The 12,679-nt window shown below is 72.8% G+C and carries 12 protein-coding genes; 4 read left to right on the forward strand and 8 right to left on the reverse strand.

The features are described from left to right. Positions 1-50 precede the first annotated feature (50 nt). From HNR12_RS17635 to HNR12_RS17650, 4 genes are all read right to left on the reverse strand, one after another. Positions 51-383, reverse strand: a complete 333-nt coding sequence (locus tag HNR12_RS17635; RefSeq protein ID WP_179768656.1) for a DUF6507 family protein — start codon at positions 381-383, stop codon at positions 51-53. A gap of 336 nt (positions 384-719) precedes the next feature. Continuing rightward, positions 720-1,673: a GlxA family transcriptional regulator gene (locus HNR12_RS17640; protein ID WP_179768657.1), complete on the reverse strand. Its 954-nt coding sequence runs from the start codon at positions 1,671-1,673 to the stop codon at positions 720-722. Positions 1,674-1,734: 61 nt separating this feature from the next. After that, positions 1,735-2,160, reverse strand: coding sequence for a nuclear transport factor 2 family protein (locus HNR12_RS17645; RefSeq protein ID WP_179768658.1), 426 nt, complete (start codon positions 2,158-2,160; stop codon positions 1,735-1,737). A gap of 194 nt (positions 2,161-2,354) precedes the next feature. After that, positions 2,355-2,972 (reverse strand): TetR/AcrR family transcriptional regulator, encoded by a 618-nt coding sequence (locus HNR12_RS17650; RefSeq protein WP_179768659.1) that lies wholly within the window; start codon positions 2,970-2,972, stop codon positions 2,355-2,357. 121 nt (positions 2,973-3,093) lie between these two features. Here HNR12_RS17650 and HNR12_RS17655 point away from each other — a divergent pair, with 121 nt between their 5' ends. Beyond that, on the forward strand, positions 3,094-3,555 hold the full coding sequence (locus HNR12_RS17655; protein WP_179768660.1) for a nuclear transport factor 2 family protein: 462 nt from the start codon (positions 3,094-3,096) through the stop codon (positions 3,553-3,555). 194 nt (positions 3,556-3,749) lie between these two features. Here HNR12_RS17655 and HNR12_RS17660 read toward each other — a convergent pair whose 3' ends face one another. After that, on the reverse strand, positions 3,750-6,806 hold the full coding sequence (locus HNR12_RS17660) for a glycosyl hydrolase (RefSeq protein WP_179768661.1): 3,057 nt from the start codon (positions 6,804-6,806) through the stop codon (positions 3,750-3,752). An 850-nt stretch (positions 6,807-7,656) separates the two neighbouring features. Here HNR12_RS17660 and HNR12_RS17665 point away from each other — a divergent pair. Then, positions 7,657-7,977 (forward strand): hypothetical protein, encoded by a 321-nt coding sequence (locus HNR12_RS17665; RefSeq protein WP_179768662.1) that lies wholly within the window; start codon positions 7,657-7,659, stop codon positions 7,975-7,977. A gap of 85 nt (positions 7,978-8,062) precedes the next feature. Here the strand turns inward: HNR12_RS17665 and HNR12_RS17670 are convergent, their stop codons facing one another. Together HNR12_RS17670 and HNR12_RS17675 are read right to left on the reverse strand one after the other, a co-directional pair. Then, positions 8,063-8,992: an alpha/beta fold hydrolase gene (locus tag HNR12_RS17670; RefSeq protein ID WP_179768663.1), complete on the reverse strand. Its 930-nt coding sequence runs from the start codon at positions 8,990-8,992 to the stop codon at positions 8,063-8,065. After that, on the reverse strand, positions 8,989-9,576 hold the full coding sequence (locus HNR12_RS17675; protein ID WP_179768664.1) for a TetR-like C-terminal domain-containing protein: 588 nt from the start codon (positions 9,574-9,576) through the stop codon (positions 8,989-8,991). The genes HNR12_RS17670 and HNR12_RS17675 overlap by 4 nt, the downstream gene beginning before the upstream one ends. A 107-nt stretch (positions 9,577-9,683) precedes the next feature. Here HNR12_RS17675 and HNR12_RS17680 point away from each other — a divergent pair, with 107 nt between their 5' ends. Both HNR12_RS17680 and HNR12_RS17685 read left to right on the forward strand, forming a co-directional pair. Then, positions 9,684-10,301 carry a TetR/AcrR family transcriptional regulator gene (locus HNR12_RS17680; protein WP_179768665.1) on the forward strand — a complete coding sequence of 206 codons (618 nt, stop codon included), beginning with the start codon at positions 9,684-9,686 and terminating at the stop codon, positions 10,299-10,301. A 140-nt stretch (positions 10,302-10,441) separates the two neighbouring features. Next, a complete protein-coding gene (locus HNR12_RS17685; protein WP_179768666.1) occupies positions 10,442-10,990 on the forward strand; it encodes a hypothetical protein in 549 nt (182 codons plus the stop codon). A 632-nt stretch (positions 10,991-11,622) separates the two neighbouring features. On the opposite strand, the gene HNR12_RS17690 is transcribed toward HNR12_RS17685, so the two are convergent. Then, the gene (locus tag HNR12_RS17690) at positions 11,623-12,642 is read right to left on the reverse strand and encodes an LLM class flavin-dependent oxidoreductase (protein WP_179768667.1); all 1,020 of its coding nucleotides are present in this window, start codon (positions 12,640-12,642) and stop codon (positions 11,623-11,625) included. Positions 12,643-12,679 lie beyond the last annotated feature (37 nt).

Genomic DNA, 12,679 nt, shown 5'->3' on the forward strand with positions numbered 1-12,679 from the left:
ATGGGGGGATGCCGCCGGCCTCCGGCGCCGGCGGACAGGGGGCGCGGTGGTCAGTCCTCGACACTGCCGGCGTTGGCCTGGGCCTCGGCAGCCATCTCCAGGTTTCCGTTGATGTAGTGCCGGGTCGCGTTGCCCGCGCCCGCGACGCCGCTGGAGCCGCGGCCGATCATGTACCCGACCAGCCCGAAGCAGTGGCCGGAGAACTCCTGGAGCGCGGTACCGATCGGCGCGCTGGCGGCGGCGTCGTTGGCGTCGTTGACGGCCGTCTCCAGCGACCTGGCGTGCAGGCTCAGGCCCTCGGTGCCATCCTCGTCGCCGATGTGGCCGGCCACGGTCTCCAGCACCCGGACGACGTCGCCGGTACTCAGGTCCCACGTCGACATCGCGGCCGCAACTCCCCTCCGCCGGGCCGCGCGGTTGCGGCGATCGGCTGTCTCGGCAGTCGCGGCCCCGCCACCTGCGGGGTCCGCGGACGGCGCCTCCGGCCGCCGGGAGCCCCGCCGGGCACCGGCTTCGCGCCGTGCCCGCAGCATGCAACACGGGCGGTGCGCGGCGTGAGAGCCGCCCCTTCCGCGGCGGCGGAGATCGTTTGGCCGGCCCGCGCAGCTGGGCGGCGATGTGGATCTTGGCCAGCCGGTCAACGATGTGATGTGGACCACTGTCCACAAACGGTCATCCGGCGCGGACGCGCGGTCGCCGCCGGGCGCGCCGAGGGCGGCTCACGGCACCGGGGCGGGGCGGGTGAAGGCGCTGCGGTAGGCCTGCGGGGTGGTGCCCACCACCCGCTTGAACCGGTCGCGGAAGGCGGTGGACGAGCCGAAGCCCACCTCGCCGGCGATCCGGTCGACCGGGTGGTCGGTGGCCTCCAGCAGATACTGGGCGCGCCGGATCCGGGCGCGCAGCAGCCACTGAAGAGGGGTGGTTCCGGTCTGCTCGCGGAACCGCCGGTTGAGCGTCCGCAAACTGACGCCGGCGGTGCGGGCGATGTCGTCCAGCGTGAGGTCCGCCGCCAGGTTGTCCTCGACCCACCGCAGCACGGGCTCCAGCACCGAGCCGCGCGGCACCGGCGGGTGGTCGTGCGCGATGAACTGCGCCTGGCCGCCCTCGCGCTCCAGCGGCATGACCGAGAGCCGGGCGGCGTCGGCGGCGACCGCCGAGCCGTGGTCGCGCCGGATCATGTGCAGGCACAGGTCGAGCCCGGCGGCGGCTCCCGCCGACGTGAGGAACTGCCCGTTGTCGACGTAGAGGACGTCCGGATCCACCTCCACGCGCGGGTGGCGCGCGGCGAGTTGGGCGGCCGCGGCCCAGTGCGTGGTGGCGCGCAGGCCGTCCAGCAGGCCGGTGGCCGCCAGCACGAACGCGCCGGAGCAGATGGAGGCGATGCGGACGCCGCGGGCGGCGGCGCGGCGCAGCGCCTCGACGACCTCCTCGGGCACCGGGCCCAGGTCGGAGCGGCCCGGCAGGATGATCGTGCCGGCGTCGGCGAGCGCCTCCAGGCCCCAGGGCGGCCGCAGCGAGAAGGCCCCGGCGGCGACGCTGGGGGCGGCCCCGCAGATCCGCACCTCGTAGGCGGCCCGCCCGTCGGGCAGCCGCGTGCGGCTGAACACCTCGATGGGGGTGGACAGGTCGAACGGCACGACGTTGTCCAGGGCGACGACCGCGATGATGTGCATGGCCGGAATGTTATGCACCGCCGGGATTCCGGCCACGGGTGGCCCGCCGCGCGGCCGCCCGCTACGCCCCGGCCGCCGCGCCGTAGGCGCGGGCCACCGCCAGGCTGTCCTCGTAGACGTTGTGGCGCACGACGCGGCCGTCCTCGACGGTCACATGCAGCGCGAACCGCGCGCGGTAAGTGGCGCCGGTGTGCCGCACGGTGTTGACGACGACGCCGATGACCACGGCGTGCGGGCCGTCCACCAGGATGTGCTCGACCTCCACGCTCGGGTTGTCGGAGCGGTGCGCGGCGGCGAGCGTGCGGAAGTGGTCGGCCACGTCCGCACGGGTGGAGCGGTGCCGAATCCAGGGGACGGTGCCGCCGTGCTCCTCCTCGGGCCAGTTGATGCGCCACTCGACGTCCTCGGCGTACAGCTCGGCGATGCGCTCGGGGTCGCCCTCGCCGATCGTGCGCAGCAGCTCCTCGACCGCGGCTCGCGTGTCCATGTCCGGCCCCTTTTCCGTCGGCGTTCCGTTGGCAGTCCCCCACTCTGGCAAGGGAGCCTGCCGCGCGTCGATTACCCGGGAGGTAATCGCGGCGGGGAGGTCGGCGCGCGGCCCCGGGAGCCCGGGGAGCCGGGGAGTCGGGGGATCGGGGGGAGTCCGGAGGCCGAGGGGATGCCGGGGCGCGGTCGGGCGGTTCAGCCGCCGAGGCGGTCGCCGAGGACGCGCTCGAAGGCGTCGTCCACCGCCTTCGCCAGCCGGTCGGGATCGTTGCCGGCCGCCGTGCGGCCCGCGTAGAAGCAGGCCAGCGCGACCTCGGCGGCCAGCGAGGCCGTGGCGGGCTCGGCCCCTCGCTCGTCCAGGAGTTCGGTCATGGTGTCGACATAGCGGCGCTGCTTGGCGAGGGCGCGGGCGCCCAGGTCCGGGTTGGCGGCGACAAGGCGCTCGTGCAGCCGGTACTCCTCGGGGCTCTCCGTCAGCCGCTCGATCAGCAGGGCGACGGCCGAGCGCAGGTAGGCCAGCGCGGCGGGGAGCGAGCCGCCGATGGGGCCGTCGGCCGGGATGCGCCGCGCGGCGGCCACGACCTCGGCGTCGACCTGGGCGTCGCCGTCGAAGACCACCTCCTGCTTGCCGCCGAAGTAGCGGAAGAACGTGGCCCGGCCGACCTCGGCCCGTTCGGCGATGTCGGCGACGGTGACGTGGTCGAAGCCGCGCTCGGCGAAGAGCGCGTAGGCCGCGCCCACGATCGCGTCCCGCGCGCGCCGCTGCTTGCGCTCCCGCAGGGTCTCCGCGGAAGAGCTGTTCTGGCGTGCCATACGCCCCATGTTAGACAACCGAGACCGACTCTCCTATGATACTGGCAATCACTTGAGACGTAGTCTCATTTTCCGTCCAGGCGGGTCCGCCCGTCCCACCCACCCCTCAGCGAGGTATCCGATGACCGAAAGCGCCTCCGTAGTCGAGTCCGCCCCGCCGAAGCCCCCGGTCCGCGCCACCGAGGAGCGCACCCGCGCGTTCCTCGCCGCCCTTGAGTCCAAGGACCTCGCCCAGCTGGAGAACACGCTGCACCCGGACGCCACGCTGACCATCCCGCTGGCGCCGTCGGGCGACCCCGAGCCGTTCGGCCGGTTCGAGGGCAAGGAGCAGGTGCTCGGGTACTTCCGGGGGATCACCGAGATCATGGCCCGGATCGAGTTCGCCGACCTCAGAGTCAGCGTCACGGCGGACGCGGCCACATCGTTCGTGCAGGCCAAGGGCAACTTCACCACGCCGGACGACCGCCCGTACCCCAACGTCTACGTCCTGCGCGCCGACTGGTCGGACGGCAAGCTGATCGCGGTGGAGGAGTACGCCAACCCGGTGACGTTCGCCAAGCACTTCGGCGTCCCGATCGGCTAGCCGGGGGCCGTGGGCCGACTTGAGGTCCGCGGACACGGGGGCGTCCGCGGCCTTGGGGGAATTGGGGAACCGCCAAGCGGTCGAAAACGCGGCAGCGGCCACGTATCGTGCCAGTTCAATGAGAGTGCTCCCCACGCACGCACGGGGGCTGGTCCCCGACGGGAGCCGTCGGGGACCAGCCGCACCCCACCCGCCTACAGTTCGGCTTCGCCGTACGGGCGGAGCCAGACCGGGCCCATCAAGCCGTACTGCTGGCGGCGGACGCTGCCGTACACGTCCGGGCGGAACACCCGCATGCGGTTGATGAGGGTGGTCGAGACCTCCACCTCGATCGTGTTCTTCCCGCGCCGCAGGCGGTCGCCCAGGTCGACGACCGTGTTCAACTGGTCGCACGGCGGCAGATCCTTGCCGTTGACCGTCACGCGGAAGACGTCCGTCACCGCGCCCAGGTCCAGGTAGGCGCCGTAGCCGCCCGTCCACCCCTTCCCCAGGTCGAACTCCGCCGTGTAGCGGCCGATCCCCGACACGTCCGCGAGGCCGTCCAACTCCGTCCACGGCGCCAGGCCGTCCAGGTCGAGGGTGTGGGTGCGGACCTCCGTCTCCGTCGCCGACGAGCCCGGCCGCCAGTCCTCCACCTCCAGCCGCCAGCGGGTCAGCTCCCTCGGCTCGCCCACGCTGCGGATCTCGGTCGAGACCGTCCGCCCGCCCGCGTACACCGTCCGGTACGTACCGGCCGCGCCCGCCCGCACGCGCGCACCGCGCTCGTCCACGCGGACGGCGTCGGCGTCCGTCCCCTCGAACCGGAGCTTCTTCAGCTCACCCGGCGGCGGGGTCGCGTTCCGGCCGGCGGCGTCGCGCGCCCACTGCGGGCGCGCGACGGCCACCGCCGTGGACGCCCCCGGCGCCAGCCGCACCCGCACCCGCACGCCGCCGTCCACAACCCTGTGCACGGGCAGCGGCGCGACCTCACCCGTCCACAGGTTGACGGAGAAGGGGTACGCCTGCGCCGTGTCGGTCGCGAAAGTGACGTCATGGTCCACCGCGGCGTCGTTCGAGCCGTTCGTCAGGTAGTACAGGTCCAGGTTCCGCGAGCGGCGCCGGGCGTGCAGCAGCGGCGACGCCTTGGCGTAGCGGACCGACGGCGCGGCGCCCAGCGCGGCGATTCCGGCGGCGATCTCCTCGCGCGTGCCCACCCGGTGCACGGTCGGCTGGTCCAGCAGCGCGCGTACCGTCTCCGCGAGCTCCCCGGCCTCGCCCTGGTCCACCCCGGGCTGCTGCGGCGCGCTCCAGTCGCCTACGACGAGGATCTTCAGGCCGTTCTTTGCGTAGCGGAGGAGCCGGCGCGCCGTCTCCACCGGCAGCGTGGCCACCCGCCCGTTGAACGCGTCGCCCTCGAAGACCAGCAGCCGGTAGGCCGGGCCGTCGGGCGCCAGCACACCGTCCTTGACCTGCGGATCGGTGATCTCCAGCAGCCGAGGGCTGACGAACTGGTGGGACCAGCCCTCCCGCACGCCCGTGCTGCTGAAGTAGGCGGCGCCGAACCCGGACCCGGCGTAGCCCTTCTGGCGCAGGAAGGCGACATCGACCGTCGACGTGCCCCACTGCAGCGCGTGCTGGCACCGCGCGAAGAAGCCGGAGACGTCGGCGACGTGCTGCCACGTCGGGTGGCGCGGGCCCCAGGACTCGCTGTAGCCGACGCCGCCGCTGTAGGGGGTGAAGGCGGCGAAGCCGGGCCACTGCGCGCCGGGCGCGTCGGCATAGGAGAAGCCGTGCAGTACGGCCTGGTTGACGCCCGCCGCGTACTCCCGCGAGATCGTGCGGACCGTCTGCCGCCAGGTCGTGCTGTAGGAGCCGCCGTAGACGGCGCCGGCCTCACTGGAGAGGACCGTGTTGCCGCCGAGGTCGCGCCCGCCCGCCAGCGAGCGGAAGTCGTCGAGGTTCTTGAAGCCCAGCGACTCCCCCTCCGGGATGTCGACCAGGGCGGCCTTGGCGACGGCGTCGGTCTGCAGGCCGTAGGGCTGGATCCGGTACCGCAGTCCCAGCCGGTGCGCCCACTTCTTGATCGGGGTGATGTGGTGGTCCACGTAGAGCTGGGTGAGGACGTCGTTGAAGTCGTCCAGCGCGCGCCGGTCGGTGGTGGAGTCGAAGCTGAACACCTTGTCCTCGTGCGCGCGCACGAGCACCGGCAGGTAGGGGAGCGGGTCGTAGCCGGTGTGGGCCTCGAACGCGGCGGGAAGGTCGCGCGTCCAGAGGGTGGCGTCGGTCTCCATCTCGATGGAGTCCTCGAAGATGGCGCCGCCGGCGGGGCCCTTCAGCAGCTTCCGGACGCGGTCGGTGAGGATGTGCTCGTCCCAGAAGTCGGTCACCGCGCGGGTTCCGGCCGCGCTGAAATGGTCCACGACGTAGGACACGGGCTCGGTGTGCGGGCCGCGCTCGGGGCGCTGGCCGGTGCCGCGCTGCCAGTAGGCGATGAGGGCCCAGGTGCCGCCGCCCTCGGCGGGCGCGGTCCAGGACAGCTCCTCGCCGTCGACCGAGGAGGTCAGGTCGGCGAGGGTGTCGGGCTTGAGCGTGATCGGTGAGTCCTCGGGCGCCGCGCCGTCGGCGAGCCGGAGGGCCTGGATTGCGAAGAGGGTGCGCTCGGTGACGCCTTCGGCGGCCTCCACGGCGGGCTCGGGCAGCGGGCCGCTGAACTCCTCTCCCGCCTGGAGGAACCGCACGCCGTGCGCGAGTTCGTGCATGGCGGCGGGGTCCTGGGGCGTGATGGAGGGGACGGCGGCGGGCCAGGCGGGGCCGATGGTCAGGTCCACCTTGATGCCGCGCCGCTCGGCCCGCGAGAGCGCTGCCTCCACCGCGTCGCGCCAGGGCTTGGTTCCCCAGCCGGTGTTCTCGGGGTCGAGCGGCTCGCTGACGCTGTGGTGCACGTCGGCGATCTCCACGCCGCCGAACCCGGCGTCGGCGATCTGGTCGATCTCGCGGCGGATCTCGGCGAGGTCGACCATGCCGTGCGGCCACCACCAGCGGAACTTCGCGCGCACGCCGCCGGCGGGGTCGGGCAGCCCGGCGGCGAGCCGCCCTTCGGCGGAGGCCGCGGCGGCGGGCGGCGCCCCGACGGCGGGCTGCAGGGCGGCGGTGGCCCCGACGGCCGCACCGGCCGCGATGAAGGACCGGCGGGAGAAGGGAAACCGCCGACGTCCGTCCTCCGCACCGGGCGCAGCGGAAGAGGAGTCGGCGGGGGTGTCGCTGGGGGGCATGGATCTCCTTCCCACGCCGCCACGGCGGCGCGGTGATCACAAGGGCGAGGTGCGAAAGGGAGGAGAGGGGGGACGGGAGGGGGGAACGGGGGTGGACACGCACGGAGCGTGTCACCGCGGTGCACATCACGTGACGCGTGTCACTTAAAACGTTTCAGTGAAGTTACTGATCATCTCGCCCGGAGATCAACAACGTGGCCGGATCCGGCCACAGGCGCGCAGAAACCCGCGCTTGTCGCGCTGGTAGGCCCGGCAAGGGGTGACGGCTCACCATGTGAACGTTTTACTACCGCGCGTGCACCAAGGCTGGGGGTGGAAACCGGTTGTCCAAGAGCCGCTGCGCGACGAAGGACGGCCGCAGCCGATGGCCCGGCGCGGGCGACTCGCGGAAAGTGGCTGAAACGGGGCCTCGCCGATGAAACACTCCAGTTCAGCACGGGTGCTCCCCGCGCACGCGGGGATGGTCATTCCGCTGCTGGATTCCGGACCATCGACCTTGCGGTGAATGCCGGGTATCGGCCTGCTCGCAACGCGTTGGTTGTGCCTTCCGTTTCGGGGTTTTCGTTGAGGGCAGGGCCGTTGCTTCGGTATCGGGCGCCACGAAGCCCGATTGGCGGCCCGTCGTGGTCGTCAATCCGGTGAATGGGAAGGCCGTTTGGCTCGTCGGTGTGCAACGGCGAACGGGCGTGGCTCGGGCGGTGCGGGAGCGGAAGGAGCGGGATCCGGCACGGGCTTCCGGACGGGCGTGGAGTGCCCACGGCTGGCATTCCAGCTCGGCAGGCCCGGGTTTCTCGCGTGCCACGGGAGGACAGAAGCCACGCGGAGCAACTGATCACTCCGGAGGGTCACCGTGCGTCGTATCCTCACCACCGTCACTCTGACCGCCGCCGGCCTCGCCGTCGGCACGGTCATGGCTGTGCCCGTCTACGCCGAGAGTTCCTATCGCTGCGCCGCCGCGGAGTACGACTCCCACACCCGCGTGCTCAGCGGCTACGGATGCCGCGGGGAGGGCTGGGGTACAGGATGGGTGGACCTCCCCTCCCGCAGTGCGCAGTTCGTCTGCGTGGACGTCCAGCCGGGGAGCAAGGGGCGGTACGGGCTCCACGACGTCACCGGCATCGGCTGCGGCCAGTCCGGATTCCAGTTCCCCGAACCCCAGCCCGGGGCCTGAACGGTGTCCCCGCCCCCGTTGCCCCCGACCACCCCACCGCCCTCGGCCGCCCCCGTCCGTCCCCGCCGGGTCCTCGCCCGGTGGATCAGGCGAGGACCGCCAGCAGCCGCTCGGCGAACTCCTTCGGGTGCTCGACCGCGCCGAGGTGCCCGCCGGGGAACTCGGCGAGGCCGGTCCCCAGCAGGTCCGCCATCCGGGCAGCCGGGCCGGAGAACGGCACCTGGCCGCGCGACTCCCGACCCGCCGCCGGCACCAGCCGGTCGGCGACGGCGCCGAGCGCGGTGAGGTCCGGCCGGAACGACGAGAACGGCACCAGCATGTGCCCCAGGAACACGGGCATGTTGGCGTGCATCCGGGCCGCCGACTCCCGGGCCTCGGGCGGCGGCTCCGCCTCCTGGCCGGACTTCCGCTCCACCTCCTGACCGGCCGCCCGCTCACCCGCCCGCTCGGCCGGCCGCTCGTCCAACCGGTCCGCCGTCCCCTCCGGCGCCCGGTCCGCCTCCTCCGCCGCGTGCGCCCCCAGCCCCTCGCTGAGCCGGGCCACCGCCGCGCCGACACCTTCGGCGCGGAAGGCGTCGCGCACCTCGGCGAACAGCCGCCGGTGCGGCGCGGGGTCCGGCAGGAGTTCCAGCAGCGGCGGCTCGTGCGCGACCACCCGGCGCAGGCCGTCGGGATATCGGGCCAGCAGGTCGACCGCGACGATCGCGCCGGAACTGCATCCGAGCACGGACGCCCCGCCGTCGGGCGCCAGGAGGTTGAGCAGCCTGCGCGCGTCGTCGCTCCACACCTCGACCCGCTGGTCGGTGAGCGGGCCGTCGAGCGGGCTGCGCGACAGGCCGCGCGGGTCGTAGGAGACCACGGTGTGGCGCGCCGCCAGGTCCGCGGCCATGCCCGCGTACAGCCCGGCGTCGGCGGCGCCGCCGGGGATGAGCAGCAGGACCGGGCCGCTGCCGCGCACCTCGTAGTGGAGGGTGGCGCCCGGCACTCGCAGGGTGCCGGTCCGGGGCGTGGTCATCGGCTGCTCCCGTCGTCGTGGCGGGGCCAGTTCTCCAGGAGCACGTGGAGCGCGTCGAGCGAGCGCGCCCACGACTCCTCGACCGCCCGTGGGTGGTTGAACCCCCCGTTCAGCTCCAGGTGGACATAGCCGTGGAAGGTGGCGCGCAGCAGGCGGCCGGCGTCGGTGAGGTCCGGCTCGGCCAGGCCGTAGGCGCGGAGCATGCCGTGGGTCAGTTCGACGCTGCGCCGCAGGCCGGTGGTGTCGACCATCTCCTCCGGCGCGATGCGCATCTGGGTGGCCGCGTAGCGGCCGGGGTGGTCGAGCGCGTAGCGCCGGTAGGCGTCGGCGAAGGCGACGAGCGCGTCCCGGCCCGCCCGCCCGGCCACGGCCGCGGCGATGCGGTCGGTCATCTCCGCACCGCCCAGCACCGCGACCCGCACCCGCAGTTCCCGCAGGTTGCGCACATGGGAGTAGACGCTGGCGTCCTTCACGCCGAAGCGCCGCGCGAGCGCGGAGACGGTCACCTGCTCCAGGCCGATCTCGTCGGCCATCTCCGCCGCGGCGGCGGTCAGTTTGGCGGCGGTGAGGCCGACGCGGGCCATGCGGCTCCTCCTGTCCTAGTGTTCCTAGGAACAAACCTAGCATCCCTAGTTTTATGCAGACGGCCGACCCTAGGAATAGCAATGCAATGCTATGTATTCTGGGGCCCATGGCGAGGACCAAGGACCCGGCCGTGCGCACCCTCCTGCTGGAGCGGGCCGCGCACATGCTCCGCACCCGCGAGCCGATCACCCTGCGCTCGCTCGTGGCCGGCACCTCCGTCTCGACGATGGCCGTCTACACCTACTTCGGCGGCATGGACGGCGTGTGGCGGGCGCTGCGGCAGGAGGGGTTCACCCGCCTGGCCGCCAGGTTCGCGAGGGTCGACACGTCCGCAGACCCGGTGCGCGACCTCGCCGCGCTGGCCGCCGCCTACCTCGACAACGCCCTGGACCACCCCGACCTGTACCGGGTCATGTTCGACGCGGACTTCGAACTCGACGACCTCCAGGCCGCCGACGACACCCTCGAACACCTGGTCCGCGCCGCCGCGCGGGCCGTCGACACCGGCCGCCTCCGCGCCGACGTCGTCCCCCTGGACCTGGCCACCCAGGGCTGGGCGATGGGCCACGGCCTGGTCTCCCTGGTCGCCAACGGCCCGCTGCCGCGCGAGACGCTCGACCACTGCGTGCCGATGCTGACCGCGCTGCTGGTCAGCGCGGGCGACGAGCCCGTGCGGTGCCGCCGGTCCGTCGAGCGGGGCTGGCAAGACGAGTTCCCGGCCTGAGAGGTAGTGAGCGGCAAGCGGCCCGCACGAGCGGCGGCCCTCCGGCCGTTTCCGTTTCCGATTCCGGCGCCGGGGGCCCGATGCGGCCCAGCCGGTGGTCCGGCTTCCGATGTCCGACATGGCCGCTAAGGTCGTCCGCCATGACGATGATGTTCGATGTCCTTCTCGCCAAGCCGGTGGGAAAGCGGATCAACGGTTCGGTGACGTCGCGGAGCGACGGCGAGATCCACCGCGGGTACCTCCGGGAGTTCGGGCTCCAACTCCTCCTCGACGCGTGGCGGGACAAATGGGTGGCGACGGGGCCGCTCTCGGCGGAGACGGAGGCCGAGTTCACCGAGCTGTGGGGGCTGTTCTTCGGCCGGACGGTGCCCGTCGACTCCGAGGGCTACGTGCTGGACGAGGGCACCGGCAAGGCGCGCGAGCCCCGGGTCAAGCCCAGTGAGTTCTACGGGCGCCGCGTCCTGGGCGGGGGGATGTCGAACGGCGTCCGCTACGTCACGCTGGAGTCCGAGCCCGAGGAGTTCGCCCGGCGCGCGGCCGACATCGTCGTGTCGTTCGAGATCACCGGCGACGAGTACTGGCCGGACGCCAGCTTCGAGATCGAGGTGAGCGACGCCCGCTATCTCGCCCACATCACCTCGGCCGAGTACTTCGAGACCGCTTTCACCGGTGGCCTGCCCTATTTCTGATGGCGCGGCAGCCGATCGGGGCAGCGGTCCGGTGACTAGGGTCGTCCGCCATGACGACGATGTTCGACATTCTGCTGGAGGCGGCCGACGGCAGACGGCTCCGCGGCGAGGCGACCTCCCGGAACGTCGGCGAGACCGACCGGGACCACCTGCCGGATTCGGGTTGGAGTTCGCCCGCGCTGCCCGGGGCCGAAACGCCCGAACCCCCGTCAGCCGTGCTGATCGGGGGTTCGGGTGCGGAGGGCGGCCATCGCCGGGGCTCAGCGGGTGCCGCGGGGCTTGAACACGGGCCGGGGCCGGGGTACCGGGCGCGGCCTGCCGGCCGGAACGGGAGCCTGGCGCCCCCTGCCCGTGCGGTGAGGGCTGGGGCTCTGCGCCGCCGGGGTCATGGGGGTGCCGGCGACGAGGTTCGACGGAAGGGTGACACGCATACGGGCCTCCTGGACTGCGACCATTGCACTCTGTTTGAAGTAGTTTGAACATAGTACTTCGAACGGAGTGGTGTCAATGGATTTACGCGTCGCTCCGTGGGGTTGAGGCCGAGAACGGGGAAGTCAACGGCAGACGGCGCCGTCCGCGGACACCCGGCGGACCCTGGCGGTCCCCGGGCGGGCGCGGGCGGCGCCGGTGGGTCAGCGCCAGCCGAGCTCCGGGGCGACGTAGCGCAGCAGGCTGTCCAGGATGTGGGCGTTGTAGTCCACGCCCAGCTGGTTGGGCACGGTGAGCAGCAGGGTGTCGGCGGCCGCGACCGCCTCGTCCCGCGCCAGTTCCTCGACCAGCTTGTCGGGCTCACCGGCGTAGGTCTTGCCGAACCGGGCCAGGCCGTTGTCGAGGTGGCCCACCTGGTCGGTGCTGGCGGCCTCGCGGCCGAACAGCCGGCGGTCGAAATCGGTCACCAGAGGAAAGATGCTGCGGCTGACCGAAACACGGGGCTCACGCTCGTGCCCGGCGCCCTGCCACGCCTTCCGGAAGACCTCGATCTGCTCGGCCTGGAGCTGGTGGAACGGTACGCCGGTGTCCTCGGTCAGCAGCGTCGAACTCATCAGGTTCATCCCCTGCCGCGCGGCCCACTCCGCCGTGGCCCGCGTGCCGGCGCCCCACCAGATCCGCTCGCGCAGGCCGGGCGAGTGCGGCTCGATCCGCAGCAGGCCGGGCGGGTTGGGGAACATCGGCCGCGGGTTCGGCTCGGCGAAACCCTCGCCCTTGAGGACCTCCAGCAGCCGCGCGGTGTGCTCCCGCGCCATGTCGGCGTCGGTGGAGCCCTCGTCGGGGCGGTGCCCGAAGTACTCGTAGCCCTTGATGACCTGCTCGGGCGACCCCCGGCTGATGCCGAGCTGCAGCCGACCGCCGGCGATCAGGTCGGCGGCGCCGGCGTCCTCGGCCATGTAGAGCGGGTTCTCATAGCGCATGTCGATGACGCCGGTGCCGATCTCGATCCGGCTGGTCCGCGCGCCGATGGCCGCGAGCAGCGGGAACGGCGACGCCAGCTGCCGAGCGAAGTGGTGCACCCGGAAGTACGCGCCGTCGGCCCCGACCTCCTCGGCGGCGACGGCCAACTCGATCGACTGCAGCAGCGCGTCGGAGGCCGACCGCACCTGGGAGTGCGGCGAGGGCGTCCAGTGCCCGAAGGACAGGAATCCAATCTTCTTCACATCCTCGTCAACACCGCCGTCAGCCTCGTATTCCGGT

Source organism: Streptomonospora nanhaiensis (genome assembly GCF_013410565.1).
Classification (GTDB): Bacteria; Actinomycetota; Actinomycetes; order Streptosporangiales; family Streptosporangiaceae; genus Streptomonospora; species Streptomonospora nanhaiensis.